This is a genomic window from Oceanimonas doudoroffii (assembly GCF_002242685.1).
GTDB classification, from domain to species: Bacteria; Pseudomonadota; Gammaproteobacteria; order Enterobacterales; family Aeromonadaceae; genus Oceanimonas; species Oceanimonas doudoroffii.
Map to the genome: position 1 here is coordinate 207,525 of NZ_NBIM01000004.1, position 25,950 is coordinate 233,474.

The 25,950-nt window shown below is 60.8% G+C and carries 25 protein-coding genes, 1 pseudogene and 1 riboswitch; of the genes and pseudogenes, 8 read left to right on the forward strand and 18 right to left on the reverse strand.

The features are described 5' to 3' along the window. Positions 1-55: 55 nt before the first annotated feature. The 4 genes from B6S08_RS13210 to B6S08_RS13225 form a co-directional block, all read right to left on the reverse strand. Entirely contained in the window at positions 56-1,438 is a 1,383-nt protein-coding gene (locus tag B6S08_RS13210) for an NAD(P)-binding domain-containing protein (protein WP_094201273.1), read from the reverse strand. A gap of 162 nt (positions 1,439-1,600) precedes the next feature. Next, positions 1,601-2,218: a thiamine phosphate synthase gene (gene thiE, locus B6S08_RS13215; RefSeq protein WP_094201274.1), complete on the reverse strand. Its 618-nt coding sequence runs from the start codon at positions 2,216-2,218 to the stop codon at positions 1,601-1,603. Then, positions 2,215-3,012: a hydroxyethylthiazole kinase gene (gene thiM, locus B6S08_RS13220; protein WP_094201275.1), complete on the reverse strand. Its 798-nt coding sequence runs from the start codon at positions 3,010-3,012 to the stop codon at positions 2,215-2,217. The genes thiE (B6S08_RS13215) and thiM overlap by 4 nt, the downstream gene beginning before the upstream one ends. A 76-nt stretch (positions 3,013-3,088) precedes the next feature. Further along, positions 3,089-3,577 (reverse strand): HPP family protein, encoded by a 489-nt coding sequence (locus tag B6S08_RS13225; RefSeq protein ID WP_165660947.1) that lies wholly within the window; start codon positions 3,575-3,577, stop codon positions 3,089-3,091. A gap of 103 nt (positions 3,578-3,680) precedes the next feature. Here B6S08_RS13225 and B6S08_RS13230 point away from each other — a divergent pair, with 103 nt between their 5' ends. Next, on the forward strand, positions 3,681-4,250 hold the full coding sequence (locus B6S08_RS13230; protein WP_094201276.1) for a TetR/AcrR family transcriptional regulator: 570 nt from the start codon (positions 3,681-3,683) through the stop codon (positions 4,248-4,250). 6 nt (positions 4,251-4,256) lie between these two features. Here B6S08_RS13230 and B6S08_RS13235 read toward each other — a convergent pair whose 3' ends face one another. The 7 genes from B6S08_RS13235 to thiC all read right to left on the reverse strand — a co-directional run bounded on the left by B6S08_RS13235 (position 4,257) and on the right by thiC (position 11,360). After that, on the reverse strand, positions 4,257-4,658 hold the full coding sequence (locus B6S08_RS13235; protein ID WP_094201277.1) for an NINE protein: 402 nt from the start codon (positions 4,656-4,658) through the stop codon (positions 4,257-4,259). 391 nt (positions 4,659-5,049) lie between these two features. Further along, on the reverse strand, positions 5,050-6,171 hold the full coding sequence (gene thiH / locus B6S08_RS13240; protein ID WP_094201278.1) for a 2-iminoacetate synthase ThiH: 1,122 nt from the start codon (positions 6,169-6,171) through the stop codon (positions 5,050-5,052). After that, positions 6,168-6,938, reverse strand: coding sequence for a thiazole synthase (locus tag B6S08_RS13245; RefSeq protein ID WP_094201279.1), 771 nt, complete (start codon positions 6,936-6,938; stop codon positions 6,168-6,170). The genes thiH and B6S08_RS13245 overlap by 4 nt, the downstream gene beginning before the upstream one ends. A 1-nt stretch (position 6,939) precedes the next feature. After that, positions 6,940-7,140, reverse strand: a complete 201-nt coding sequence (gene thiS / locus B6S08_RS13250; RefSeq protein ID WP_094201280.1) for a sulfur carrier protein ThiS — start codon at positions 7,138-7,140, stop codon at positions 6,940-6,942. A 4-nt stretch (positions 7,141-7,144) separates the two neighbouring features. Then, on the reverse strand, positions 7,145-7,897 hold the full coding sequence (locus B6S08_RS13255) for a HesA/MoeB/ThiF family protein (RefSeq protein WP_094201281.1): 753 nt from the start codon (positions 7,895-7,897) through the stop codon (positions 7,145-7,147). Between the two features lie 2 nt (positions 7,898-7,899). Continuing rightward, on the reverse strand, positions 7,900-9,408 hold the full coding sequence (thiE, locus tag B6S08_RS13260) for a thiamine phosphate synthase (RefSeq protein WP_094201282.1): 1,509 nt from the start codon (positions 9,406-9,408) through the stop codon (positions 7,900-7,902). Further along, entirely contained in the window at positions 9,405-11,360 is a 1,956-nt protein-coding gene (thiC, locus tag B6S08_RS13265) for a phosphomethylpyrimidine synthase ThiC (protein WP_094201283.1), read from the reverse strand. The genes thiE (B6S08_RS13260) and thiC overlap by 4 nt, the downstream gene beginning before the upstream one ends. Positions 11,361-11,434: 74 nt before the next feature. Beyond that, a riboswitch (TPP riboswitch) is annotated at positions 11,435-11,536 on the reverse strand. A gap of 176 nt (positions 11,537-11,712) precedes the next feature. On the opposite strand from thiC, the gene B6S08_RS13270 reads away from it, so the two are divergent. Then, positions 11,713-12,621: an enolase-like domain-containing protein gene (locus tag B6S08_RS13270; RefSeq protein ID WP_094201284.1), complete on the forward strand. Its 909-nt coding sequence runs from the start codon at positions 11,713-11,715 to the stop codon at positions 12,619-12,621. Positions 12,622-12,730: 109 nt separating this feature from the next. Continuing rightward, positions 12,731-14,710, forward strand: a complete 1,980-nt coding sequence (locus tag B6S08_RS13275) for an exoribonuclease II (protein WP_094201285.1) — start codon at positions 12,731-12,733, stop codon at positions 14,708-14,710. A 100-nt stretch (positions 14,711-14,810) separates the two neighbouring features. Here B6S08_RS13275 and speB read toward each other — a convergent pair whose 3' ends face one another. After that, positions 14,811-15,776 carry an agmatinase gene (speB, locus tag B6S08_RS13280; protein ID WP_094201286.1) on the reverse strand — a complete coding sequence of 322 codons (966 nt, stop codon included), beginning with the start codon at positions 15,774-15,776 and terminating at the stop codon, positions 14,811-14,813. A 156-nt stretch (positions 15,777-15,932) separates the two neighbouring features. Then, on the reverse strand, positions 15,933-16,814 hold the full coding sequence (locus tag B6S08_RS13285; RefSeq protein WP_206063521.1) for a LysR family transcriptional regulator: 882 nt from the start codon (positions 16,812-16,814) through the stop codon (positions 15,933-15,935). A gap of 173 nt (positions 16,815-16,987) precedes the next feature. On the opposite strand from B6S08_RS13285, the gene B6S08_RS13290 reads away from it, so the two are divergent. The 3 genes from B6S08_RS13290 to B6S08_RS13300 are packed head-to-tail and all read left to right on the forward strand — an operon-like array spanning position 16,988 to position 19,952. Further along, entirely contained in the window at positions 16,988-18,004 is a 1,017-nt protein-coding gene (locus B6S08_RS13290; protein ID WP_094201288.1) for a TRAP transporter substrate-binding protein, read from the forward strand. Between the two features lie 59 nt (positions 18,005-18,063). Next, positions 18,064-18,675, forward strand: coding sequence for a TRAP transporter small permease (locus B6S08_RS13295; RefSeq protein WP_094201289.1), 612 nt, complete (start codon positions 18,064-18,066; stop codon positions 18,673-18,675). Further along, the gene (locus B6S08_RS13300; RefSeq protein ID WP_094201290.1) at positions 18,672-19,952 is read left to right on the forward strand and encodes a TRAP transporter large permease; all 1,281 of its coding nucleotides are present in this window, start codon (positions 18,672-18,674) and stop codon (positions 19,950-19,952) included. The genes B6S08_RS13295 and B6S08_RS13300 overlap by 4 nt, the downstream gene beginning before the upstream one ends. 137 nt (positions 19,953-20,089) lie before the next feature. On the opposite strand, the gene B6S08_RS13305 is transcribed toward B6S08_RS13300, so the two are convergent. From B6S08_RS13305 to B6S08_RS13320, 4 genes are read right to left on the reverse strand one after another with little or no spacing between them, the layout of a single operon-like run. After that, positions 20,090-20,872, reverse strand: a complete 783-nt coding sequence (locus tag B6S08_RS13305; RefSeq protein ID WP_094201291.1) for an alpha/beta fold hydrolase — start codon at positions 20,870-20,872, stop codon at positions 20,090-20,092. 53 nt (positions 20,873-20,925) lie between these two features. Continuing rightward, positions 20,926-22,131, reverse strand: a complete 1,206-nt coding sequence (gene pcaF, locus B6S08_RS13310; protein WP_094201292.1) for a 3-oxoadipyl-CoA thiolase — start codon at positions 22,129-22,131, stop codon at positions 20,926-20,928. Further along, positions 22,128-22,922, reverse strand: a complete 795-nt coding sequence (locus B6S08_RS13315) for a CoA-transferase subunit beta (RefSeq protein WP_094201293.1) — start codon at positions 22,920-22,922, stop codon at positions 22,128-22,130. Before B6S08_RS13315 ends, pcaF begins: the two co-directional genes overlap by 4 nt. After that, a complete protein-coding gene (locus B6S08_RS13320) occupies positions 22,922-23,740 on the reverse strand; it encodes a CoA transferase subunit A (RefSeq protein ID WP_094201294.1) in 819 nt (272 codons plus the stop codon). Before B6S08_RS13320 ends, B6S08_RS13315 begins: the two co-directional genes overlap by 1 nt. 258 nt (positions 23,741-23,998) lie before the next feature. Here B6S08_RS13320 and B6S08_RS13325 point away from each other — a divergent pair, with 258 nt between their 5' ends. Then, positions 23,999-24,784 (forward strand): IclR family transcriptional regulator domain-containing protein, encoded by a 786-nt coding sequence (locus B6S08_RS13325; RefSeq protein ID WP_094201295.1) that lies wholly within the window; start codon positions 23,999-24,001, stop codon positions 24,782-24,784. Position 24,785: 1 nt separating this feature from the next. On the opposite strand, the gene B6S08_RS13330 is transcribed toward B6S08_RS13325, so the two are convergent. After that, complete coding sequence (locus B6S08_RS13330) at positions 24,786-25,688, reverse strand: LysR family transcriptional regulator (RefSeq protein ID WP_094201296.1); 903 nt, start codon at positions 25,686-25,688, stop codon at positions 24,786-24,788. 108 nt (positions 25,689-25,796) lie between these two features. On the opposite strand from B6S08_RS13330, the pseudogene B6S08_RS13335 reads away from it, so the two are divergent. Continuing rightward, positions 25,797-25,950, forward strand: a pseudogene (locus tag B6S08_RS13335) (muconate cycloisomerase); the annotation flags it as partial.

Genomic DNA, 25,950 nt, shown 5'->3' on the forward strand with positions numbered 1-25,950 from the left:
CGGCAACAAAAAAAAGCTCGCTTCCTAAGCGGGCTTTTTCCTGCCGGGCCAGGCCTCAGTCGACCTTGTCGAAACGCTTGTTCTCAATAAAGTCGAGGGACATAAAGCTTTCCAGCGAGTCGTCCTTGATCTCCAGCCAGCTGGCCGGCAGGCGGGTCGCCATGGTGCCGGTTACGGTAGAGCGATAGCACTGCTCGCGAAAGTTCATGATGCCGGCCTGCTTGTCCTGCTGCCACTCCTTGAGCAAGGCGGCCTGATCTTCCACCCTGAATTCGGGGTAGTCGGTGGGGCCGAGCAGATCGCGAATGTAGCTGGCCTGAAAGTCGATGGCGTCGCAGCAGCCACCCAGCCGCTCATGGCGATCCAGCCAGTGGGCCATGTCCTGGCGGCGCTCCTCCGCTTCCGGCAGGGTAATTTTGCCGAGGATCACATCGCGAGCATACCAGGCCTGGGCGTCGAACATGTTGAAGGTGAAATACTGATCCTGCATGCCCAGATAGATCATCTTCGGGTTGTGCTGGTAGAAAATACCCTTGTACAGGTTGTCCGGATACAGGCAGTTATGGGTCTTGAGCCGCAGCGCGTCCGGCAGAAACGGAAAGTGAAACAGGTAGCCGGTGCACATGATGATGGCGTCAAACTCCTTGGTGGAGCCGTCGGCAAAATAGCCGGTGTTGCCATCGAAGTGGGCCAGCAGCGGCCGTTCTTCCATGCCCTCTGGCCAGTCAAAGCCCAGCGGGTTGCTGCGATAGCTGATGGTCACCGATTTGGCGCCGTACTTGTAGCACTGGGAGCCGATGTCTTCCGCCGAGTAGCTGGCACCCACCAGCAGCACGTTCTTGTCCTTGAATTCCAAGGCGTCACGGAAGTCATGGGCATGCAGCACTCGGCCCGGGAACTGCTCCACGCCTTCAAAGTAAGGCATGTTGGGGGTGGAGAAGTGGCCGGTGGCCACCACCACATAGTCGAATTCGTCGCTTTCCTGCTCACCGGTCTTGTGGTTCATCACGGTGACGGTGAACTTGCCGGTGCGGTCGTCATGGCTGACCCAACGCACCGGACACTCAAAACGGACGTATTTGGAAATGGCCTGCTTGTCGATACGACCCATGATGTAGTCTTTCAGCACGGCCCGCGGCGGGTAGGAAGGAATGGCCCGGCCAAAGTGCTCGTCAAAGGAATAGTCGGCAAACTCCAGACACTCTTTCGGGCCATTGGACCACAAATACCGATACATGCTGCCATGAACCGGCTCGCCGTTCTTATCCAGTCCCGTGCGCCATGTGTAGTTCCACATGCCGCCGATATCACTTTGCTTTTCAAAACAAACGATTTCCGGCAGGTTCTGCACCCCTGCCCTGCGAGCCGCTTCAAACGCTCTCAACTGTGCCAGACCACTGGGTCCGGCGCCCAAAATCGCGATTTTTTGCTTGCTCACACGTGCACTCCTTTGTTGCAAAAACCTTGCAATACTAAAGGAATTTTTCGTTTTTTTACAAACAAATACGAATATATAGAGTAAAAGTACCCATCAACACGAAACAGTTGCACACTAATTTTTTATGTTAACAGGCTGCGTGACACCGACATATCACCCGCGCTACTCACCCATATGGGAAATCAGCATGGCCGCCGCCGATCTCGGGCAGGGAGCGGCGCAGATGGCCGACACCAGCGCCACACCATGCACGCCAGTTTTTGAAACTTCGCGTAAATTGCCGGCATGAATACCACCAATGGCCACAATGGGATGAGAACTTTGCGTCAGCGCCCGGCTCAGCCCATTCAACCCCCATTCCTTGATCAGGTTGGTTTTGGTGGGCGTGGCAAAGATGGCGCTCAGGCCCAGATAATCCACCGGCAGTGATTCGGCTTCTAATAACTGGCCGTCGCTTTCCACCGACAGTCCCAACAGCCGATCCGGCCCCAGCAGGCGCCGGGCGTAAGCCGCGGGCATATCGGACTGTCCCAGGTGCACGCCGTCGGCGTTGACCGCCAGCGCCACGTCCACCCGGTCGTTGATGATCAGCGGCACACCGGTACCCCTGAGCACGTCTTGCACCGCCTCGGCCCGTTCGATAAAGGCGCGCACATCACCGTGTTTTTCCCGCACCTGCACCAGGGTCACGCCGCCGGCCACCGCTTCGCCGACCACATGTTGCAGACGGTCAACGGAAAGCTGTTCGTCGGTAACCAGATATAAGCGATAGGGGTTCATGGGGTGTTCACCGCAATATTCAGGCGCTTGTCCAGGGTCTCGGCATCCAGACGGTAAAGGGTGTCGAGCAGATTCAGCTGCAGGCTGCCCGGGCCCGGCGACTGGCCGCCGGCCACCTCACCCGCAACCCCCATCACCGCCGCCGCGGCCACCCCCGAGGCCTCGCCCACGGCGGCAAAGGCGCCGGTGAGCGCCGACAGGGTGCAGCCCATGCCGGTGACAAAGGGCATCATGGTATTGCCATTACGCAGCCTGATTTCGCTTTTTTCATGAATAATGATGTCGGTTTCACCGGAGATCACCACACTGGCCTCATAATGATCCGCCAGGTAATGCCCCGCCGCCAGCGCCGACTCCACCCTATCCAGGCCGTCCACCCCCCTGCCCTGTGACGAATCGCCGGCCAGGGCGATGATCTCGGAGGCATTGGCACGAATAATCAGCCGCTCGGCCAGTGCAGCCAGCCGGCGTGAGGTATGGGTGCGCAGGCTGCTGGCACCGCAACCCACCGGATCCAGCACCACCGGCTTGCCGTGCCGGTTGGCCAGCTCCACCGCCAGCACCATGCGTTCAATCCAGCTGCTGTCCAGGGTGCCGATATTAATCACCACGGCGCCCACCAGGGGCACCAGCTCCGCCAGCTCTTCCCGGGAGTGGGCCATTATCGGCGAGGCCCCCAGCGCCAGCAGGCCGTTGGCGCTGTTGTTCATCACCACAAAATTAGTGATGTTCAGCACCAGCGGCTTTTGCACCCGCACCGCCTTGAGCGCGGTAATGATTTGTTTGGTGTTCATGGTGCCCCTTGCACATGTTCATGTTTATGGCCAGATGCTACCGGATAGCACGTAAAACATGAACGTTGCCCCGCAGTTACCAGCGCACGGGATAACGCCGGCCGGTGCTGCGGTGAAACACCAGGCCACCCAGGATGATGATAACGGCCCCTAACGCCACCGGCGACCACAGAAAGTCCCAGCCCTGACCGCTCAGCATCACGATCAGCGGATTGGCACCCGCCGGCGGATGGGTGGTGTGGGTCAGCAGCATCAGGCTGACAGCCAGTCCCACCGCCAGCCCCAGTGACCAGGGCTGCACGCCGAGGCCGTTCAGCACGATCAGTCCCACCAGGGTGGTGAGCAGATGGCCGAAAAAAATGTTCCGGGGCTGGGCCAGGGGACTGTCGGGCAGGCCGAACAGAATCACCATGGTGGCGCCAAAAGGTGCCATCAGCCACAGTCCGCTGGACTGCAGGCCATCCAGCCCGGCCAGGGTGGTGATGCACAACATGGCCCCCAATCCCGCCACCATGGCCGGATAACGCCCGATAAACCGAAAAAAACCGTTGTCGTTGCTGCTCATTGCTCTGTTCCTTGAATGAAAGTAGACCAGTCTGTCTACACCCGCTCAATGTAGACAGACTGGTCTACCCCTGTCAATATGTCATCAACAACGGGAGAACCACATGGATAAGCGCCAGCAGCTCGTAACCACCGCCTTTGACCTGTTCTACCGGCAGGGCATTCATGCCGTGGGCATCAATCAGATATTGCAGGAGTCGGGCATTGCCAAAAAAACCCTGTATCACCATTTTTCCGGCAAGGAGGCGCTGGTAGCCGCCGTGATTGCCTACCGGGATAGCGTGTTTCTGGAATGGTTAGAGGGGCGCCTGGAGCGGCGTGGGCCCGGCCCTGAGGGCGTGATTGAAGCCCTGTTCACGGCACTGGATGACTGGATCAACGACAGAACAGTCGCCCTGACGGCATTTCATGGCTGCTTTTTTATCAATACCTGTGCCGAGTACGGCGATCCCGGCCATGAGCTGCACCGGCAGTGTGCCCGGCACAAAACAGCGGTCACGGGAATGCTGACATCCTGTTTATTGAAGGCGGGCCTGGAGGCGAGCGCCGCCAAGAAGCAGGCCCGAACCCTGAGCCTGCTGAAGGAAGGCGCCATCGTGCAGGCGCAGGTGCAGGGCGACAAGCAGGCCGCCCTGCAGGCCAGGGCACTCGCCCTGCGGCTGATGGCGACCTGATTCGGCTCAGCCGAAACGCCGGGAGCGGCGGTTGACCTCGTCTATCTGGGTGTTGAGGGTACAGTAGTCGTAGAGGTAACCGACAAGGAACAGGCCGCCGGTAAGGAACCAGATAATGGCGGTGATCCACTTGCCCATATAGAGCCGGTGCAGACCAAAGAAACCGAGAAAGGTCATCAGTATCCAGGTGATGCTGTAGTCCTTGGGGCCGGTGGCAAAGCGCTGATCGGCGGCCCTGTCCAAAGACGGGATCAGGAAGAGGTCCACAATCCAGCCGATAAAAAACAGGCCTAGGGTAAAGAAGTAGATGGTGCCGCTGACGGGACGGCCGTAGTAAAAGCGGTGGGCGCCCATGAACCCGAAGATCCACAGAATGTAGCCGATCACCTTGCTGTGCGTGTTGTTCATGCTGCCTCGGGGTGGGTGATAAAAACGACCATTCTAGACGTTGCCGTGGGCAACTGCCACGCCTGTGGGCATAGCGGCGACCCGGTTCGTCGTGACCTGAATATGAATATGTTGTGGTTCGCTGCGCTCATCACAACCTACTGATCAGGACGTGCGTTTAAATTTTGCGCACAACCGAAAATACAGAGCTGTTTGCGGCATGGACCCCCGCCTTCGCGGGGGTGACGATATTTCATTGGAATCTGTGGGCTGACAAAACCTTGGCTGCAGCAGTAGTAGGTTGGAATGAGCGCAGCGAATTCCAACACCAAAGGCGGCTGCGGAATGTTGGGATTCGCTGCGCTCATCGCCAACCTACGGCAAGATTTGCGCTGCCGGTCGGCTTTAAGCTTCAGCGGCTGGCAGAATAGCTGTTGTCCCAGTCCTTCCACACCGGCTGCAGGCCGGTGGCGGCAATGGCCCTGGCCACTTCGGCAGGGCTGCGGTCGTCGTCGATTTCGAACTGCTCCAGCTCTTCCTTGACGTTGTCCACATAGCCGCCGGGCTGGGTCTTGGAGCCGGCGCTGATGCTGGTGACTCCGAGGGGGATCACCTTGTCGCGGAATTCCTGAGCTTCCCGGGTAGACAGGCTCAGCTCCAGCTCGCCGTCGAGCATGCGATAGGCGCAGATCAACTGCACCAGCTGGCGGTCGGTCATGATCGACTTGGGCTGCAGGCCACCGGTGCAGGGCCGCAGGCGCGGGAAGGACACCGAATAACGGGTCTTCCAGTAGTGCTTCTGCAGATAGCGCAGGTGCGCCGCCACATAGAAGCTGTCGGCCCGCCAGTCTTCCAGCCCGAACAGGGCGCCCAGGCCGATCTTGTCTATACCGGCCTTGCCCAGGCGATCCGGGGTTTCCAGGCGCCAGCGAAAGTCCTTCTTCTTGCCGCGAATATGGTGCTCGTCATAGGTCAGGTGCTGGTAGGTTTCCTGATACACCATGACGCTGTCGAGGCCGTACTGGCGCAGCTCGGCGTACTCTTCCTGAGACAGCGGCTGCACTTCCATCATCACATAGCTGAAATGGCGTTTGACGATGGGCAGCATCTGCTTGAAGTAGTCCAGGCCCACCTTGCCCTCGTGCTCGCCGGTCACCAGCAGCACGGTATCGAAGCCCATGGCCTTGATGGCCAGGCATTCCTGCTCGATTTCCTCGGCGCTCAGGGTCTTGCGCTTGAGCCGGTTGCTCATGGAGAAACCGCAATAGGTGCAGTCGTTGGCGCACAGGTTGGACAGATACAGCGGAATATAAAAGCCCACGGTATTGCCGAAGCGCTGCCGGGTCAGGCGGTAGGACTGCTGCGCCATTTGTTCGAGGTAGGGCTCGGCCGCCGGCGAGATCAGCGCCATAAAGTCGTTCAGATCCCGCTTGGGTTTGGCCAGCGCCCGCTCCACGTCCCTGGGCTGCTTGCCGTAAATGCTCATCTTGACGTCATCCCAGTCCATGGATGACCAGACATCGAAGAAACTCATAAGGTCTCCAGGAAGGCGGTCAGCGGGCTGGAGGCCTGGGCCTGCCGGCTTTGTCCGGCCAGACCGGCTTCATAGCCCATGCGACCGGCGATCACCGCCCGGCGGAAGGCGTCGCCCATGGCAATCGGGTCGCCGGCCACGGCGATGGCGGTGTTCACCAGCACGGCGTCGGCGCCCAGCTCCATGGCGTAGGCGGCATGGCTGGGGGCGCCGATGCCGGCGTCCACCACCACGGGCACCGTGGACTGCTCGATGATGATTTCCAGGAAGTCATGGGTCACCAGGCCCTTGTTGGAGCCGATGGGCGCACCCAGGGGCATGACGGCGGCACAGCCCACTTCTTCCAGCCGCTTGCACAACACGGGATCGGCGCCGCAATAGGGCAGCACCACAAAACCTTCCTGCACCAGCCGCTCGGCGGCTTTCAGGGTCTCGATGGGGTCGGGCAGCAGGTATTTGGGATCCGGGTGGATCTCCAGCTTCAGCCAGTTGGTACCCAGGGCTTCCCGGGCCAGACGGGCGGCAAACAACGCTTCGTCCGCATCCTTGGCGCCGGAGGTGTTGGGCAGCAGGTTCACGCCCAGCTTCAAGAGCGGCGGCAGAATGTCGTCGCTGTGGTTGTTCAGGTCCACCCGCTTCAGCGCCATGGTCACCAGCTGGGAGCCGGAGGCTTGCAGGGCGTCCTGCATCAGGCGGCCGTTGGCAAACTTGCCGGTGCCGGTAAACAGGCGGGATTCAAAGGTTTTATCGGCAATTTTCAGACTCATGTCAGCCTCCGGCAATGGCGTGGAACAGGGTAATGTTGTCGTTGGGGGCCAGTTGGCGTTCGGCCCACAGGCTGCGCGCCACCACTTCACGGTTAAGCGCCACCGCCACCCCGGGCTTGTCCTGCTCCAGCTCGGCCAGCAGTTGCGCCAGGGTGGTGCCCTCGGTCAGGGGATGTTGTTCGTCGTTGAGAATAATATGCATGGTGTTAGTTCCCCTTGGGTCCACATACCGGACAGGCCGGATCCTTGGGCACTCGAAGGCCGTGCCAGCGGTGGGCCTTGGCGTCAAACAGCTTGAGCTCACCCCAGGGCACGGTGCCGGTGCCGGTTAAATACTTGATGGCTTCCAGTGCCTGCAACAGGCCGATGGTGCCCACCACGGGGCCAATGACACCGGCATTGCTGCAGGTCAGCCGTTCTTCCATTTCAGGGCCATACAGGCAGCGATAGCATCCATGGTCGCGGGACGGATCCAGCGCCAGCAGCTGGCCTTCAAAGCGAATGGCCGCGCCCACCAGCAAGGGTTTGCCCTGGGCATAGCAGGTGGCGTTCAGGGCCTGGCGTACCGTCATGTTGTCGGTACAGTCCAGCACCAGATCCACCTCACCCACAAAGCCGGCCAGGCTGTGCTCGTCCATCTTCTGATTCACCGCCACCAGCTCGACCTCGGGATTGAGCTTTTGCAGCTTTTCCCGAGCCACCTCGGCCTTGGCCATTTTCAGGCTGTCGGTGTCATACAGGGTCTGGCGTTGCAGGTTGCTGACCTCAATCTGATCGAAGTCGGCCAGCCACAGGGTGCCCACCCCGGCCGCCGCCAGATACTGGGAGGCGGGCGAGCCCAGCCCGCCCAGACCGACGATGAGCACGGAGGCGTTTTTCAGCTTGAGTTGGCCTTCCTCACCCACCTCTTCCAGCAACAGGTGCCGGCTGTATCGCATGAATTCGCTATCGCTGAGCATGTTTAGCCCTCCACCATGTGCAGCAGTTCCCGGGTCGCCGCGTCCGGATCGGCCGCCTCGGTAATGGCGGTAACCAGGGCAATGCTGCCCACGCCGGTTTGTGCCACCAGCGGTACCCGATCCTTGCTGATGCCGCCAATGGCCACCAGCGGAAACTCGCCCTGCATCAGCGCCACATAGCGGTGCAGCCGCTCCAGGCCCTGCGGACGAGACGGCATGTCCTTGGTCTTGGTGGGGAAGATATGCCCCAGCGCCAGGTAGGACGGCTTCAGCTCCCGGGCCCGCAGCATTTCGTAATAGCCGTGGGTGGAGAGCCCCAGCTTGAGGCCGGCGGCGCGAATGGCCTCCAGATCCGCGACTTCGATGTCTTCCTGACCCAGGTGCACGCCGTAGGCGCCGTGCTCAATGGCCAGCCGCCAGTAGTCGTTGATAAACAGCCGGGCGTTATAACGCCGGCCCAGCTCGACGGCGGCGCAAATGTCTTCCGCCACCTCGGCATCGGCCTTGTCCTTGATGCGCAACTGCAGGGTGCGAACACCTTGTTTCAAGAGCCGCTCCAGCCAGGCCACGGTGGTCACCACCGGGTACAGACCCAGCTTGTGAGTGTCCATGGCGGCAAAGGCGGCCTGCGGATGCGGACCACTGATGCCCAGCCGCTCGGCCAGCTTGCTGCCGGGCATGACCACGGTGGGGAAGTCGTCGAGGTTGGTGGGCCAGCCCAGGTGGGCCACCGGGCCGGCACCGGCGCCAATGGCTTCGGCGGCTTTCAGGCCCTGGTTGACGTAGGCCTTGGCCAACACCAGGGCGTCTTCAATCGGGTAATCCTGGGCCACGGCGGTGGCAATGGCCGACGACAGGGTGCAGCCGGTGCCATGACCGTGCCGAGTATCCAGGCGCGGGCTGGCCAGCCAGATTTCCCGCTCGCCGTCGCTGTAAAAGTCGATGGACTGATCCCCGGTCCAGCCGAGGTGGCCACCCTTGACCAGCACGGCGCCCGCGCCCATTTCCCGCAGGGCGGCGGCGCCGGCCCGCAGGCGCTCGGGCGAGTCGGGCGCGATGCCCGACAGGGCTTCCAGCTCCACGGCGTTGGGGGTGATCAGATCCACTTCCGGCAGCAGGTGTGCCTTGATCGCCGGCAGCAGGTTGGGCTCGGCCATGGACTGGCCGGTGCTGGCAATGGCCACCGGATCCAGCACCACCCAGGGCTGCCACTGGCGGCGGTATTCCTTGAGGTAGCGCGCCAGCACCTCGGCACGCAGGCCACCGGGCAGCAGGCCAATCTTGATGGCGGCGGCCTGCATGTCGGTGGAGAGGGATACCAGCTGGCTGGTAAAAGCCTGCATCAGTACCGGCTCCACCATGGACACCGATACCGAATTCTGGGCGGTGATGGCGGAGATCACCGAGCAGCCGTGGCCGCCCAGTGCATGAATGGTGTGCAGATCGGCCTGAATGCCGGCCCCGCCGCCCGAGTCGGAACCGGCTATGGTCCAGACGATGGGTTTTGTCATAGAGATTCTCGCTCCAGTTTATCGGCCTGGTGATACAACTCACCGCCGCGTTTCTTGAATTCTTCCGACATTTTCGCCATGCCGGCCTGCACCAGTTCGGGCTGGCCGTCCATGCCCACCAGCTGCACCTGAATGTTGTTTTCCAGGCTGGCGGCATAATCGCGCACGTCCTGGGTGATCTTCATGGAGCAGAACTTGGGTCCGCACATGGAACAGAAGTGCGCCACCTTGCCCGACTCCTGGGGCAGGGTTTCGTCGTGATATTCCCGGGCGGTGTCCGGGTCCAGCGCCAGGTTGAACTGATCGTGCCAGCGGAACTCGAAGCGCGCCTTGGACATGGCGTTGTCGCGGATTTGCGCACCCGGGTGGCCCTTGGCCAGGTCGGCGGCATGGGCGGCGATCTTGTAGGTGATCAGGCCCTGTTTCACGTCTTCCTTGTTGGGCAGGCCCAGGTGCTCCTTGGGAGTAACGTAACAGAGCATGGCGCAGCCATACCAGCCGATCAGCGCGGCGCCGATGCCGGAGGTAAAGTGGTCGTAACCCGGGGCGATGTCGGTGGTCAGCGGGCCAAGCGTATAGAAAGGCGCTTCGTGGCAGTGCTCGAGCTGCTCTTCCATGTTGCGCTTGATCATGTGCATGGGAATATGGCCGGGGCCTTCGATGATCACCTGCACGTCGTATTCCCAGGCGATCTTGGTGAGCTCACCAAGCGTGTGCAGCTCGGCAAACTGGGCCTCGTCGTTGGCGTCGGCGATGGAGCCCGGGCGCATGCCATCACCCAGGGACAGGGACACATCGTAGGCGGCGCAGATTTCACAGATCTCGCGGAAGTTCTCGTACAGGAAGCTTTCCTTGTGGTGAGTGAGGCACCACTTGGCCATGATGGAGCCGCCGCGGGACACGATGCCGGTGACGCGCTTGGCGGTCATGGGCACATAGCGCAGCAGCACGCCGGCGTGAATGGTGAAATAGTCCACGCCCTGCTCGGCCTGTTCGATCAGGGTGTCGCGGAACACCTCCCAGGTCAGGTCTTCGGCCACGCCGTTGACCTTTTCCAGCGCCTGGTAGATGGGCACGGTACCGATGGGCACCGGGCTGTTGCGCAGGATCCACTCACGGGTTTCGTGAATGTAGCGGCCGGTGGACAGGTCCATCACGGTGTCGGCGCCCCAGCGGGTGGACCACACCAGTTTCTCCACTTCTTCCTCGATGGAGGAGGTCACCGCCGAGTTGCCGATGTTGGCGTTGATCTTCACCAGAAAGTTGCGGCCGATGATCATGGGCTCGGCTTCCGGGTGGTTGATGTTGGCGGGAATGATGGCGCGGCCTTCGGCCACTTCCTTGCGCACAAATTCGGGGGTGATGTTTTCCGGCAGGTTGGCGCCAAAGCTCTCACCCGGATGCTGCTTGCGCAGCAGCTCGTCCCGCACCCGCTCGCGGCCCATGTTTTCGCGAATGGCGATGTATTCCATCTCGGGGGTGATAATGCCTTTGCGGGCATAGTGCATCTGGGTTACGCACTGGCCCAGCTTGGCCTTGCGGGGCTTGGGCAGGTGCTCAAAGCGCAGGTGATCCAGGCCGTCATCGGCCATGCGCTGCTGGGTGAAATGGGAGGTGGCGTTTTCCAGCTCCTCGGTGTCGTTGCGTTCCAGAATCCACTGGTGGCGCAGCTGGGGCAGACCCTGGCGCACATCGATTTCGGACTCGGGATCGCCGTAGGCACCGGAGGTGTCGTACACCGGCACCGGCGCATTGGGCTCGAAAATGGGGTTTTCTTCGCTGCCGCCCTTGAAGCTGTCGGCCAGGGCGATTTCACGCATGGCGACCTTCAGGTCCGGGCGTGAGCCTTCAAGATAAATACGGGATGAGTTCGGAAAGGGTTCGCCCTTCAGGTTGTGAATGTATTCCTGGGCCTGGCTGCGAACTTCACGACGGTTTACTTTTTTTGACATAGCGATCTCACTTTTGCGTCCATTTGGTGAAATGCTTGTCGGGAGTGTTGATAAAGAACTGCCTACATCCGGTGGCACATTCTTTACTTGCTTCCCTTCGCAGGTATTAGCCTGATCAGGTTCAACGGATCCCGCTTTCGCGGTCTCAGCCCATAAGGGCACTCCGACAAGATGGTCGCAGTATAACCAGACCGAGTTCACAAAAGCAAAGGACTTGTCCCCCTTGCGCCACAGCCGAAAAAGCAGCGATCGCAAACTTTTTGGCATGGCCTGTCGCACTGCCAGGAATACTGTTGCCGGTCGCGCCGGCGTGTTACCTTTATATAAAAGTAATTATTCGGAAGCCACGCCCATGCCCATTTCGGTTTATCGCTATGCCCTGCCGCTGACCAAGGAAAAGCAGATTGACGGCGTTGCCGTGCGCCGTCGCCACGGTTTTTACGTGAATATTGACGGCCACTGGGGCGAGGTGGCGCCGCCGGTGACCGCCGAATTGGCAGACACCGAAGCCGAACTGCTGGCCGCCTGCGAGCGGCTGACGCAAGGCCTTGAACACCAGGCCACTCAAGCCTGGGTTCGCTTTGGTCTGGGCTGCGTGCTCACGCCTCCCACCGCGGCGGCCGCCCCCAGCCTGCCGCTGCTGGAAGGTGAGCGGGAACCCATTATTCGCGCCTGGCGTTGCCGCCGAGTGCATCCCACTCGAGCCTGGCTGACCCTGAGCGGCGATGTGCAGTTTGATGCCGGCCTGGTGCGCGAACTGACCCTGCTGGTGCCCGGCCTGAAACTGACGCTGGACGCCGGCGGCCGACTGAGCGAAACGCAGTTGTCCGGCCTGTGGCAGCGCATTGACGGCGGCGCCATTGACTGGATTCTGGATCCGGGCCTCGATGACGCCCACACGCGGACACTGGCCCGGCAACACGGCTGGCCGGTGGCGCTCAGCGCCGACCGCTGCGGCGGCCGGGTGCCGGCGCCCTTTGAGGGGCTGCGTGCCCTGGTGCTGCGCCCCTCTCTGCTGGGCGAGCCCGCCCTGTGCCGGCAACTGGCCGACGGTGCTCGAGCACAGGGGCTGGACGTGATGCTGGCGGGCAACCTGGAAAGCGGCCTGGGCCACCGGCACATTGCGCAACTGGCGGGGGAACTGACGCCGAACAGCCCGGCCCAGCTCGACAGCCTGCGCTATTTGCTGCACAGCGGCGTGAACGCCCAGGGGCAGCCGGAAGCGCAAAATACCACCCTGGTATATGGCCCGGGTTGTTGATAAATGCACCAAAAAATACGCACCAAAATAGTGCAAAAGACAAGGTGTTCTTGGCAATTCGAGGGTAAATACGTATAGTCAGGCCGATATTTCGACAGGTTCCCAACACATGTTTCAAGACAACCCCCTGCTGGCCCAGCTCAAGCAACAAATCCGCGACACCCTTCCCACCAAGGAAGGCATGGTCAAAGGCACCTCCAAAGGCTTCGGCTTTCTCGAAGTCAGTGACAAGGAAAGCTATTTCATTCCGCCGCCGCACATGAAAAAGGTGATGCACGGCGATCGCATCACCGCCGTGCTGCGCACCGAAAACGACAAGGAACTGGTGGAGCCAGAGACCCTTCTGGAGCCTGGCCTGACCCGCTTTGTGGCCCGGGTGAAGTGGTTCCGTGACCGGCTCAATATTGTGCCCGATCACCCGCTGATGAAAGACGCCATCAAGGCCCGCACCATCAAGGGGATGAACGAAAAGAACCTGAAGGAAGGCGACTGGATCCTGGCCGATCTCAAGCGCCACGCCCTGAAAGACAACGGCTTTTTCGCCGAAGTGGTAGAGCTGATCGCCGGCGTGGACGATCCCATCGCCCCCTGGTGGGTGGTGCTGGCCCGCAACAGCCTGGCCAACCAGGCACCCCAGGACAGGGAACAGTGGGAACTGCTGGAAGACACCCTGCCCCGTCAGAACCTGACCGAAGTGCCCTTTTTCACCATCGACAGCGAGTCCACCCAGGACATGGACGATGCCCTCAGCGTGAAAAAGCTGGACAACGGTGGCTGGGAGCTGCTGGTGGCCATTGCCGATCCCACCGCCTATGTGTCCCACGACAGCGAGCTGGACAAGATCGCCGCCGAGCGCGCCTTTACCGTTTACCTGCCGGGTCGCAACATTCCCATGTTGCCGCGCACCCTGGCCGACGAGCTGTGCTCGCTGAAGGAAGGGGAAGACCGCCACGCCCTGTGCGCCCGCATTCACATTGATGCCGACGGCAAGGTGGCCGACGACGCCGAATTCTTTGCCGCCCGCATTCGCTCCCACGCCCGTCTGGCCTACAACAAGGTCTCCGACTGGGTGGAAGGCAGCGGCGACTGGCAGCCCGAAAGCGAAGTGATTGCCGAGCAGTTGCGCGAGCTGACCGCGCTGACCCGCGCCCGCAACGGCTGGCGCAGCACCCATGCCATCGTGTTCCCGGATCGCCCCGATTTCCGCTTTGAACTGGACGAGGCCAGCAATGTGGTGGCCATTCACGCCGATCATCGCCGCATTGCCAACCAGATGGTGGAAGAGTGCATGATCGCCGCCAACCTGGCCTGCGGCAACTGGCTGACCAAGCACTGTGGCACCGGTGTATTTAACGTGCACGCCGGCTTTGACGAAGAGAAGCTGGCCCAGCTGCAGGAGCTGCTGAAAGAGCACGAGGCCCCGGTAGACCCTGAACAGCTGACCACCCTGGAAGGCTTCTGCGAGCTGCGCCGCTGGCTGGACGCCCGCGACACCAGCTATCTGGACAACCGAGTGCGCCGCTTTCAGTCTTTCGCCGCCATGAGCGTGACCCCGGGCGAGCACTACGGTCTGGGCCTGGACGCCTACGCCACCTGGACTTCCCCCATCCGTAAATATGGCGACATCATCAACCACCGGCTGATCAAGGCCATACTGGCCGAGAAGGCCCACGACGCCCATGCCCCCAATGCCGAGCTGGCGGTGCACCTGTCGGAGCAGCGCCGCATGCACCGCCGTGCCGAGCGCGACATTGCCGACTGGCTGTATGTGCGCTACCTGCAGCCGGCGGTGGCCAACGGCCACGCCTTTGATGCCGAAATCATCGACATCGGCCGGGGCGGCGTGAAACTGCGCCTGCAGGAAAACGGCGCCGTGGTATTCATGCCTTCTTCCCTGATCCTGCCCAACCGGGATCGGCTGGAATGCAGCTGGGACGACGGCCGCGTTTACCTCGACAAGCAACCGGTATACGAACTGGGCCAGCACATTCAGGTGATCCTGACCGAGGCCATTGAGGACACTCGCTCCCTGATCGCCAAACCGGCCATTCCGCTGGTACCGGAAAAGCAGGAAAAGCCCGCTTCCTGAAGGTGATAACCCAAGACCGAAAAGGCCTGCGAATGCAGGCCTTTTTTATACTCGTTAGGGGGCCGGCCTCACACCAGGGCCACCTTGGTCACGGCTTACTTTAACGCTGCCCCCGCAGCCTGCGGCCATGGAAGACATAACCGATCAGGTTCAGCAGTACCTGGGCTGCCAACACACTGGTGGTGCCGGTATGATCGTAATCGGGCGCCACTTCGCACAGATCTATGCCGACCACTTCACCGGAAAACGCCACACCCTGCAGGACTTCCATGACTTCGTAATAGGTAAAGCCGCCATGGCTTGGTGTGCCAGTGCCCGGGGCGATAGAAGGATCAAAACCGTCAATATCGATGGTGATGTAATAATTCACCCCTTTGGGGATCAGATCCAGTACACCCTGTACCCCCAGCCGGCGAACATCCCGCACCGACAATATGGTCGAGCCCGCGTCCTGCGCCGCCTTGTGGTCGGTCCGGTTGGAAGAGGACACGTTGCGAATGCCAAGCTGGGTCATGCCAGTGATAAAGGATTGCTCCACCGCCCGACGCATGGGGTTGCCATGACCAAAACGCACGCCGTGGCGTTCATCAACAAAATCCAGGTGAGCATCAATCTGAATAATGTGAATGGGGCCTCGACCTTCAAAGGCGCGGATGCAAGGGGCGTTGACCGAGTGATCCCCGCCCACGGTGACCGGCAGGGCGCCGGATTCGAGGATTTTGCGCACACCATACTCAATGTTGGCATGGCTCTTTTCGGTATTGGTATGCACCATATCTGCATCGCCAATATCAACGATTTTTACCCCTTCCAGGTACATGGTGTCTTCTTCATAGCTATAAGCGCCACCATGACCAAAGGAAAACAGGGTAGACGCTTCCCGCACGGCGCGCGGGCCCATACGTGCACCGGAACGCCACTGGGTGCCGCAGTCAAAGGGAGCGCCCATAAAAGCCACATCCGCCTTCAGGCTGTCCCAGTCTTCACAAATAGGGCTCTTGGCAAAGGTACAAAATCCGACGAAGGGCAGATTAAGGCGCCCCTTCTCATAGCTGTTTTCACTCATGATCCGTTTCCTCGCTGGTGTCCGCCCGAGCCGGGCCGGCAACTTAACATCCCGGTTAAAAAACCATCTGCTTGGTTCCGCCAGCGAGTATGACAAAGCCAATTCCATCAAAAAATATAAATTTTAATATGCTTACTTTATATAAAATAAAGTTAATTACCGTCCGCCGATCTGCAGTCCCAAGCTACTGACCAGATCGTCCACAAACACCCGGACCACCTCATGGGGCGCCGGTATGGTTCGCATCGCCAGACAGAATTCGGAGTGCCAGCGCAGCTCAGGTAACGCCAATTCCTTCATTTCACCACTGGCCACCCAGGATTCGGCAAAGTGCACCGGCAGAAAGCCGAGAAACCGGCCACTACGGATCAGCATGGCCTGTGCTTCCATGTTGGAGACAAATGCCGCCCCCAGGTAAGGCCGTATCAGGGGCATTTCTGCCTGCTGCACGTAGGTCCGACTGGAAATGGGGTAACTGCCCACCCGCTCCAGCGATAACCCCGCCGAATCCACCTCGTATAACGGATGGCGCCGGCCGCAGTAAAACCGGTGCTCCTCGGTGTACAGGGGTTGATAGCTCAAGGCCGGGTGCCGCTTCTGAAAGGGCCCTACGGCCAGATGCAAATTGCCGTTGAGCAACTCGCGCTCAAGTTCTTCCGGCGGCAACACCGCCAACCTCAAGGACACCTGGCTACTGCGCTCAAAAAACCGGTGAATGGCGTCGGGCATGGGCACCTCGGTATTGGTGATGGTGTTGTCCACCAGGCCCACCCTCAGGGTACCGGTCAGCATATTGCGCAACGAGCCCAACTCCGCCTCCAGATCCGAAAAGCTGTTGAGCATTTCCCGGCATCGCCGGTATACCACCTCCCCCTTTTCCGTCAGGCCAAACCCACTTCGTCCCCGGTGACAAATCGAAAACCCCAGCCGCACCTCGAAGTCTCGAATATGGGTACTGATCGCGGGCTGACTCATGCCCAATACCGACTCGGCACCCACAAAACCGCCGTACTCCACCACGGCACAAAACGTCTGCATATGTTTTACCGAATACATGAAACCACGCCCCGGAGTTACATTAAATTTAAAAAAGTATACATATTAATATTCGTATTTTTGGATAAATATCCATCTGCAATACTGGCCTCGAGAAGAACGGAATCACCTTCGGCCTGAAAGGCCGAACTCACTCAATAGCAGGAGATGATGCTATGAAAGCCACGCAAACGACACTTCATACCCTGGCCCTGAGCACCCTGCTCACCCTGGCACCCGCCCTGGTACAGGCCGAAGAGTGGAAGTTCGCCATTGAAGAGATTCCAGGCTCCATCATGGATGCCTATGCCCAGGAGTTTAAAAAACGGATTGAGGACCAGACTCAGGGCGATGTCAGTGTGCGCATCTACCATCTTGGCTCGCTCGGCACCCCCACCGAACTGGTGGAGCTGGCAGCCGATGGCATCATCCAGTTCACCAACGTGTCGGTGGGCAACCTGGGCACCATAGTGCCCGAATCACAAATCTTCCTGCTGCCCTATGCCTTCCCGTCCGACTCGACTGCCATGGCCAGCTTCCTCGACAGCAGCCCCCTCATTCATCAGGAACTGGCCCAGGACTACCGGCAGCGCGGGCTGGAGCCACTCGGTTTTTATTCCCAGGGGCCTCAGGTATGGACCACTAACAAGCCCATTCGTACCCCCGACGACCTCGATAATTTCAAGATGCGGGTCATGGTGTCACCCATCCTGCTGAAGTCCTATGCCGATCTCGGCGCCAGCCCCACTCCAGTCCCCTTTGGCGAAGTCTATGGCGCCCTGCAGCTCAAACAGGTGGATGGTCAGGTCAATCCCATTCCGGCCATAGAGGAAATGAAGTTCTACGAAGTGACCGACTACCTGATCTGGGCTGGCGAGCAGGAACTGGTAACCAATGTGCTGGCAGGCAGCGACTGGTTCGAATCCCTCAACTCCGAGCGCCAGCAGCTGGTTAAACAGACCATGGCCGGACTGCAGGGCTATATTCAAGACGTCGTAACCAATTACAACCAGGAAAAACTGGAGCGTATTCAACAGGCCAAACCCGGTATTGAGCTGATCAGGCTGACCGAGGAAGAGCGTGCTTCTTTCAAGTCCCGCACCGGGCAGACCCATGAGGCCTATACAGAGATCACCGGTCAGCGCGGCCAGCACCTGCTTGAGCAACTGCAGGCAGAACTGACCACGCTCTGATACCACCATACCGCCCTGAGAAGGGCGGTTTTGCTTTGTGCCAGTACGAGATCACCTCTATGTCACGCATTATTACGCTGCTCAAATCCCTGGACCGGCTGACGGAAAAAGCCGAGGCCCTTATCCTGGCCGGCGCGATACTGATCATGGCGGTCAATACCATCGCCAACGTGTTCGGCCGTTATGTATTTTCCCAAAGCCTGTATTTCACCGAGGAGTTAAACGAGTTTCTTATTGTCGCCATTACCTTTGTCGGCCTGGGCTACATCACCCGCAAGGGGCGCCATATCAGAATGTCTGCCATCTATGACGTCATGCCGCCGCTGGCGCGCAAGGCAACCATGATTGTCATCGCCTTATGTAGCGCCATCATCATGTTTTTGCTGGCCTGGTACGCTTACGGCTATATCGATCGCCTGGCCGCCCGAGGCCGGGTCACGCCGGCCCTGCAGATACCCCTGTATCTCACCTATATCTGGGTTGTCGCCGGACTCGTCTTGGCCGGGCTGCAGTATGTGCTGACCATCATCAAAAACCTGAGCCACAACAGCCAGGTCTACCTGTCGCTGACCGTAATCGACGAATACCAGGATCCGGAGCTGGAACAATTGCAGCAACAACTCAAGTCCCCCACCCGCCCGGGCCACTTTGAGAAGGAGCTCCAATCATGACGTTAATGATGCTGAGTATAATGCTGCTGCTGTTGCTGACCGGGTTTCCCATGATGATGCCGCTGCTGGTAGCGGCGGTGATGGCGTTACTGATCTACCTGCCGGATCTGACCCCCCACGTACTGGTTCAGCAGATGATCGGCGGGGTCAAGCCAGGGGCACTTATCGCCGTGCCCCTGTTCATCCTCGCCGCCGACATCATTACCCGAGGGCATTCGGCCGACCGCCTGGTGGATGTGGTGATGCGTTTTATGGGCCATCTTCGTGGTGGCATGGCCATTTCCGTCACCTCCGCCTGCGCATTGTTTGGCGCCGTGTGCGGGTCCACCCAGGCCACCGTGGTCGCCGTTGGGGGGGCCATGCGCCCACGCATGCTCAAATCCGGCTACCACGACAACTTCACCATGGGCTTGATCGTCAACGCCGCCGATCTGGCCTACCTGATCCCACCGTCCATTGGCATGATCATTTACGGCGTCATTTCCGGCACCTCCATTTCGGCCCTGTTTCTGGCCGGCATTGGTCCAGGGCTGCTGGTCATCTCCCTGTTCAGCCTGTATTGCGTCTGGTACGCCCATCGCCATCAGATTCCGGTGGAGCCCAAAGCCAGCTGGGGTGAACGCCTGTTTGCACTGCAGCGTGCCACCTGGCCCATCGGCTTTCCGGTGATCGTGGTCGGCGGCATTTACGGCGGTATCTTCAGCCCCACCGAATCGGCGGCCATCTGCGTGCTTTATGCGCTCGTGCTGGAATGGCTGGTGTTCCGTTCGATCAAACTGAAGGACATCTACGACATTGCCCTGTCTACCGGCGCCATTACCGCCGTGGTGTTTATCCTGATTGCCGCCGGGGCTGCATTTTCCTGGATACTGTCGTTTGCCCAAATTCCCCAGCAGCTTATCGCCGCCCTGGGTCTGGAGCAGGCCAGTTCACTCACGGTATTACTGGCCATCAATATAGCCTTTTTCCTGGGCTGCATGTTTGTGGACTCGATTGTGGTAATCCTGATCATGGTGCCCATCTTCGCCCCGCTCATCGCCAGCAGCGGACTGGACCCGGTGCTGGTCGGCGTGTTGATCACCCTGCAGGTGGCCATTGGCGCCGCCACGCCGCCCTTTGGCTGTAACATCTTTACCGCCGTGGCCATTTTCCAGCGACCCTTTATCGAGGTGGTCCGCGGCGTACCCGTGTTCCTGCTGCTGTTACTGCTGGTCACCGCCTTGCTGATTCCCTTCCCGCAAATCGCCCTGTTCCTGCCGAAGCTGGCGGCGGGCTGACCCAACAGTGAAGCCGACGGGATTAAGCAGAGCCCCCTTCTTGATCGATAGGCTGGTTATCAAGCACAGTATAGAAATGCCACAACGGAAAAGGCCTGCAATTGCAGGCCTTTCTTTTTATTGGTTTTGTTCAGCTATCAGCCGAGATGCTTAAGCAGCAATTCGGCAAACTGTGCCGGCACTTCCACCGAGGGCACATGACCCGTTTTTTCCAGAATCACCGGTTCGCCGGCGCCGGCACACCGGGCCAGATTACGCAGGGTCTCGGGCGGCGTGGCCACATCCTCCCGCCCCCCCAGCAGCAGCAGGGGCACGTCATGGCCCTGCAGTTGTTCACTGAAATCGGCATCGCCGAGCATGTCACACAGCAGGGCGTAGCTGTTGGCGTCACCCCGGCCCATGATGGTGTTCCAGCCGGCCAGCAGGGCGGGCTGGGCCGCCAGGGCGGCCGGGCCAAACCAGCGCGGCACTATGTCCACCGCCATGGTGGCCAGTCCCAGGGTTCGTACCGAATCGGCCCGGGTTTGCCAGGCCTCACGGGTGCCGATCACCGCGCCGGTGTTGGTGAGGGTGGCGGACAGCAGGCGGTCGGCATGGGCACACAGCAGTTGCTGGCCGATCACGCCACCGATGGAGGTGCCGGCAAAATGGAAGCGTTCGGCACCCGCTACATCGGCCAGGGCCAGGGCTTCTGCCGCCAGATCAGCGGGGGTAATGCGCTCACCGAGCCAGGCGGCACTGCTGCCGTGACCGGGCAGATCCCAGCTCAGCACCCGGTAATGGGGCAGCAGCGCCGGCAGCAGGTCATCCCACACCGCCTGGCTCATGCCCAAAGGGTGTACCAGCACCACCAGTGGCAGGGAAGCATCGCCCAGCAGGCGGTAGCCCACGGTGCGGCCATGGATGTTGAGAAAAGACATTCGGCCTCCGAATCGTTAAGGGAACGCCGGCATGGACCGGCGTTCATCATCAGTTATACCCGCTCAATCAGGGTGGCGATACCCTGACCCACGCCCACACACATGGTACACAAGGCCAGACGCTTGTTCTGCCGGTGCAGCTCATGAGCCGCGGTTTGCAGCAGGCGGGCGCCGGACATGCCCAGCGGGTGGCCCAGGGCAATGGCGCCGCCGTTGGGGTTGACCCGTGCATCGTCGTCTTTCAGGCCCAGTTCGCGCATGCAGGCCAGAGCCTGGGCGGCAAAGGCTTCGTTAAACTCGAACAGGTCGATATCGTCCATCGACAGGCCGTGCTTTTCCAGCAGCTTGCGTACCGCCGGCACCGGACCGGCACCCATGATACGCGGCTCTACGCCGGCGGTGGCCATGCCCAGCACGCGGGCCATGGGCTTGAGGCCATGGCGTTCCACCGCGTCTTCGCTGGCAATCAGCATGGCGGCGGCGCCGTCGTTGACGCCGGAGGCGTTACCGGCGGTCACGCTGCCACCGGCACGGAACGGCGTGGGCAGCCTGGCCAGCTTCTCGACCGTGGTGTCCGGACGTAGGTGCTCGTCGTCGGCGAAGATCAGCGGCTCCTGTTTGCGACGGGGAATTTCCACCGGCACTATTTCCTCGGCGAAACGGCCGTTACGCCGGGATTCGGCGGCTTTCTGCTGGGAACGGACGGCGAAGGCGTCCTGATCTTCCCGGGAAATATTGAACTGCTCGGCCACGTTCTCGGCGGTTTCCGGCATGGAGTCCACGCCGTACTGGGCCTTCATCAGCGGATTGATGAAGCGCCAGCCAATGGTGGTGTCTTCAATGGCCTGGCTGCGGCTGAAGGCGCTGTCGGCCTTGCCCATCACAAAGGGCGCGCGCGACATGGACTCCACGCCCCCAGCCAGTACCAGATCCAGCTCACCGGCCTTGACGGCGCGTACCGCCGTGCCCACGGCGTCCATGCCCGAGCCGCAAAGGCGGTTGAGGGTGGTGCCGGGCACGCTCACCGGCAGGCCGGCCAGCAGCGAGGCCATGCGCGCCACGTTGCGGTTGTCTTCACCGGCCTGGTTGGCACAGCCCATAATGACCTCGTCAATGGCGGCCGGGTCCAGATCCGGCGCCAGGGCCAGCACGGCTTCAAACACCCGGGCGGCCAGGTCGTCGGGGCGCACAGCCGCCAGGGTGCCGCCAAAGCGGCCGATGGCGGTACGGCGGGGATGACAGAGATAAACCGGCGTCATTGGGCGGCCTCCCGCGAGATCGGTTTGGCGTGGTGCTCGGCGGTACGAGCCTTGAGCTCACGCAAAATGGCCAGCTCCTCGGCGCCGGGCTCGGGGGTCAGTGCCAGCTCGTCGGCAAAGCGTACCGGCCAGCCGGTGGCCTCACGCACCTGCTCTTGAGTCACGCCGGGGTGCAGAGACACCACGGTCAGTTCCTTGGTGTCGGCATCCGGGGCCATCACGCACAGATCGGTGATCACCTTGGTCGGGCCCTTGCCGATGTTGGGCACGCCGTCGCGGCCCTTGCCATCCCGGCCAAAGCCCAGGGTAGTGATGAAGTCCACCGCTTCCACAAAGGCGCGCGGCGAGTGCTTCAGGGTGATGAACACTTCCCTGGAATTGGTGGCGATCTCGGGGGCACCGCCGCCGCCGGGCAGGCGCACCTTGGGCGACTGATAGTCACCAATCAGGGTGGTGTTGAGGTTGGCGTAGCGGTCGATCTGGGCGGTGCCGAGAAAGCCCACGTCGATGTGGCCGCCCTGCAGCCAGTAGCGGAACATCTCGGGCACGGCCACCGTCGTCAGCGCCTGCTCGCACAGCTCACCGTCACCAATGGACAGCGGCAGAATATCGGGTTTGGTCTGCAGGGTGCCGGATTCATAGATCAGGGTCACCTCGGGGGCGTGGGTCAGGCGGGCCAGGTTGGCCGCCTCGCTGGGCAGGCCAATGCCCACAAAACAGGTCATGCCGTTGCTCAGGGCGCGAGCGGCGGTGACCGTCATCATTTCGGAAGCGGTGTATTCGAGCGTCATTATGCCTGCCCTCCTGCGTTGTAAACGTTCTGCTGCAGCCAGTGGTTGAAGGTGTCACGATCCCGGGCGATCGCGTCCCATTCCTTGTAAAAGCTGTTGTTTCTTGCGTAATAGCCGTGGGCATAAGAGGGCGAGGCACCGCCCTTCGCCTCGGCGATGGCGGTAATGGCCCATCCCGGGATCACGCAGGCGTTGGCATCGGCATGCAGGTCGTCGACGATTTCTTCCACGGTCACAATGCTGTGCTTCGCCGCCAGCACCGCTTCCTTCTGCACGCCCACAATGCCCGACACCAGCACGTTGCCCTGACGGTCGGCGCGCTGGGCATGAATGATGCTGACATCGGGGCGTACCGCCGGCACCGCTGCCAGCCGTTCGCCGGTAAAGGGGCATTCAATAAAGCGAATTTGCGGGTTCACCTTGGGCAGGTCGCTGCCGAGGTAGCCACGCAGCACCGCCAGCGGCAGGCCGGCGGCGCCGGCTTCATAGGCGCAGGCCATGGCGGCGTGGCTGTGCTCGAAAATTTCCAGCTTGTGGGGAAATCCCCGCTCCACGGCGTCGCGCAGCCGGTGCAGGGAGCCCACACCGGGGTTGCCGCCCCAGGAGAAGATCAGCTTTTCGGCGCAGCCGGCACCAATCAGCTGATCGTAGAGAATATCGGGGGTCATGCGGATCAGCGTCAGGCCGCGTTTTTCCTGCCGAATGATTTCGTGTCCCGCGGCAAAGGGGATCAGGTGGGTAAAGCCTTCCATGGCGACGGTGGCGCCGTCCTGGAGATAACGGGCAACCGCGTCGTGCAGGCTCATGAATTGGGCCATGGGTATCGCCTCCCTGGTGGTTATGTTCGCATTGCGAACCTTGGTTTGCATTACGAACATATTTACTCGGTTTTATGGCAGTGGCAAACCCCGTTTGCGGCGAAATGGAGGGATTAAATATTAAAGAATTGAAAAATAAGGACTTATTTTTTGTGATCAAAACGACAAAATAGCACTGAGAAAACAGGGGTTCGTTATGCGAACTTTTTGCTACCATAAATGGCCATTGACCCTTCACTTCGTCACAGGAAAGACATCATGACCACCGAAGACAGGCTCAGCCCGCAAGACCGGGACTTCGTCGCCGCCCTGGCCAGCGGCCTGGAAGTACTGCAGGCCTTTGACCAGCACCACGCGCGCATGACCCTGAGCGAGGTGGCGGCCCGCACCGGCATGGACAGGGCCAAGGCCCGACGCTTTTTGCTGACCCTGCATGCCCTGGGCTATCTCGACAAGCAGCAGCGCCACTTCGCGCTGACCCCCAGGGTGTTGCAGCTGGGTAATGCCTTTCTCGACGCCAACCCGCACCGAATGGTGATTCAGCATTACCTGGAAGAGATCACGCGGGAAATTGGCGAGTCCACCTCACTCGCGGTGCTCGACGGCGACGAGGTGGTGTACATTGCCCGTTCCGCCGCCGAACACCGGCTGATGGCCATACGGCTGTCGGTGGGCACCCGGTTGCCGGCGGCCTACACCTCCATGGGCCGAGTGCTGCTGGCCCAGTTGCCTGAGGAGCAGTTGAGCCATTACCTGGACACCGTGCAGCTGCGTGCGCACACGGCCCACAGCATTACCGACAAGCAGGTCCTGCGCCTGGCCCTGGAGCAAGTGCGCCGGCAGGGTTATGCCATTGTGGATCAGGAGCTGGATTCGGGCCTGCGGTCGCTGGCGGTGCCGGCGTTTGACCGGCAGGGCCGGCTGCTCGGCGCCATCAATATCAGCACCAACGCCGCCCGGGTCGACATGGACACCCTCACCGGGCGCTTTTTGCCCCTGCTGCAGGAAAAGGCCCGGCTGATTCGGGACGCCCTGGCGGGCTGACTCAGGGGTAGCGCCCGCTCAGCCGATTTTCCACCAGCTCCACCAGTATGGTGTTGACCAGCCGCATCGCCGCATTGGGGTTCTCGCCCCGGCGGCGTGAGGCGATTACCGGAATGCTGAGCTGTTCGTCCCGCACCGACACGAACTCCACCCCTTCCCGCTTGAGCTTGTGCACCTGCTCCGGCACCAGGGCAAAGCCCATGTCCGAGGCCACCAGCGACAGTGCCGTCTGCAGATCGTTAACCTGCTGAATCACATTGAGTTTCAGGCCTCGACGGTGGAACAGCCCCAGGGCCACATCGGCAAAACTGGGGCCGGCACCGGCGGGAAAGGTCACCATGGGCACCTCCGCCAGCTCGGCCATGGTGGGCGACTCGCGGGTCAGAGGATGGGAAGACGGCAGGGCGGCGATCAGCGGCTCGTTAAACAATACCTCCTGCTCCACGTCGGGATCGTCAATGCGTACCCGGCCAAAACCGATGTCGATTTTGCCGCTCTTGAGCGCCTCAATCTGATCCTGGGTCTTGAGCTCGTGCAGCACGATTTCCAGGTTCTTGTTACGCCTTAGCCGGCGCACCATCAGCGGCAGCTGGCCGTAAAACACCGACGGCACAAATCCGATGGCAAACACCGTTTTGCGCAGCTGGGCAATTTGCCGGGTGCCTTCAATACTGGCCTCCAGCCGTTCCATGATGGTGCGGGCCTGCTGCAGAAAATACAGTCCCCCCTGAGTCAGCTCCAGCCCACGGGGCTTGCGAATAAACAACTGCACCCCCAGCTCTTCTTCCAGCTGCTTGATCTGCCGGGTCAAAGGGGGCTGGGCGATAAACAACCGCTCCGCCGCCCGGGTCAGATTCAGCTCCTCGGCCACGGCAATGAAATAACGCAGGTGCCTCAGCTCCATCCATACCTCCAGGGTATCGGTTGCGACTTAATCAATATTGGTGGGTATCGCGATCAAATTGTAACCTCGTCGCAACACAGTGTTATCACTTGAGGCGAAAGAGGTTACATGGCAGCACTCATCCAGTCCATTGAAGCGATTCTGGTCGACATTCCGACCATACGTCCGCACAAGCTTTCCATGACCACCATGGGCGTTCAGACCATGGTCATCGTGCGCATCAAAGACAGCGACGGCCTGGAAGGCCTCGGCGAGGCCACCA

Excerpts from the sequence above, each read along its gene's own strand:
- B6S08_RS13230 (WP_094201276.1), top strand. The coding sequence starts at position 3,681 with ATGGATAAGCGCCAGCAGCTCGTAACCACCGCCTTTGACCTGTTCTAC.
- B6S08_RS13255 (WP_094201281.1), bottom strand. The coding sequence starts at position 7,897 with ATGCTCAGCGATAGCGAATTCATGCGATACAGCCGGCACCTGTTGCTG.
- B6S08_RS13285 (WP_206063521.1), bottom strand. The coding sequence starts at position 16,814 with ATGCAGACGTTTTGTGCCGTGGTGGAGTACGGCGGTTTTGTGGGTGCC.
- thiS (WP_094201280.1), bottom strand. The coding sequence starts at position 7,140 with ATGCATATTATTCTCAACGACGAACAACATCCCCTGACCGAGGGCACC.
- B6S08_RS13245 (WP_094201279.1), bottom strand. The coding sequence starts at position 6,938 with ATGAGTCTGAAAATTGCCGATAAAACCTTTGAATCCCGCCTGTTTACC.
- B6S08_RS13235 (WP_094201277.1), bottom strand. The coding sequence starts at position 4,658 with ATGAACAACACGCACAGCAAGGTGATCGGCTACATTCTGTGGATCTTC.
- B6S08_RS13300 (WP_094201290.1), top strand. The coding sequence starts at position 18,672 with ATGACGTTAATGATGCTGAGTATAATGCTGCTGCTGTTGCTGACCGGG.
- B6S08_RS13305 (WP_094201291.1), bottom strand. The coding sequence starts at position 20,872 with ATGTCTTTTCTCAACATCCATGGCCGCACCGTGGGCTACCGCCTGCTG.
- B6S08_RS13270 (WP_094201284.1), top strand. The coding sequence starts at position 11,713 with ATGCCCATTTCGGTTTATCGCTATGCCCTGCCGCTGACCAAGGAAAAG.
- B6S08_RS13320 (WP_094201294.1), bottom strand. The coding sequence starts at position 23,740 with ATGGCCCAATTCATGAGCCTGCACGACGCGGTTGCCCGTTATCTCCAG.
- B6S08_RS13315 (WP_094201293.1), bottom strand. The coding sequence starts at position 22,922 with ATGACGCTCGAATACACCGCTTCCGAAATGATGACGGTCACCGCCGCT.
- B6S08_RS13295 (WP_094201289.1), top strand. The coding sequence starts at position 18,064 with ATGTCACGCATTATTACGCTGCTCAAATCCCTGGACCGGCTGACGGAA.
- thiE (WP_094201282.1), bottom strand. The coding sequence starts at position 9,408 with ATGACAAAACCCATCGTCTGGACCATAGCCGGTTCCGACTCGGGCGGC.
- pcaF (WP_094201292.1), bottom strand. The coding sequence starts at position 22,131 with ATGACGCCGGTTTATCTCTGTCATCCCCGCCGTACCGCCATCGGCCGC.
- speB (WP_094201286.1), bottom strand. The coding sequence starts at position 15,776 with ATGAGTGAAAACAGCTATGAGAAGGGGCGCCTTAATCTGCCCTTCGTC.
- thiH (WP_094201278.1), bottom strand. The coding sequence starts at position 6,171 with ATGAGTTTCTTCGATGTCTGGTCATCCATGGACTGGGATGACGTCAAG.
- B6S08_RS13325 (WP_094201295.1), top strand. The coding sequence starts at position 23,999 with ATGACCACCGAAGACAGGCTCAGCCCGCAAGACCGGGACTTCGTCGCC.
- thiM (WP_094201275.1), bottom strand. The coding sequence starts at position 3,012 with ATGAACACCAAACAAATCATTACCGCGCTCAAGGCGGTGCGGGTGCAA.
- thiE (WP_094201274.1), bottom strand. The coding sequence starts at position 2,218 with ATGAACCCCTATCGCTTATATCTGGTTACCGACGAACAGCTTTCCGTT.
- B6S08_RS13330 (WP_094201296.1), bottom strand. The coding sequence starts at position 25,688 with ATGGAGCTGAGGCACCTGCGTTATTTCATTGCCGTGGCCGAGGAGCTG.
- B6S08_RS13290 (WP_094201288.1), top strand. The coding sequence starts at position 16,988 with ATGAAAGCCACGCAAACGACACTTCATACCCTGGCCCTGAGCACCCTG.
- B6S08_RS13225 (WP_165660947.1), bottom strand. The coding sequence starts at position 3,577 with ATGAGCAGCAACGACAACGGTTTTTTTCGGTTTATCGGGCGTTATCCG.
- B6S08_RS13275 (WP_094201285.1), top strand. The coding sequence starts at position 12,731 with ATGTTTCAAGACAACCCCCTGCTGGCCCAGCTCAAGCAACAAATCCGC.
- thiC (WP_094201283.1), bottom strand. The coding sequence starts at position 11,360 with ATGTCAAAAAAAGTAAACCGTCGTGAAGTTCGCAGCCAGGCCCAGGAA.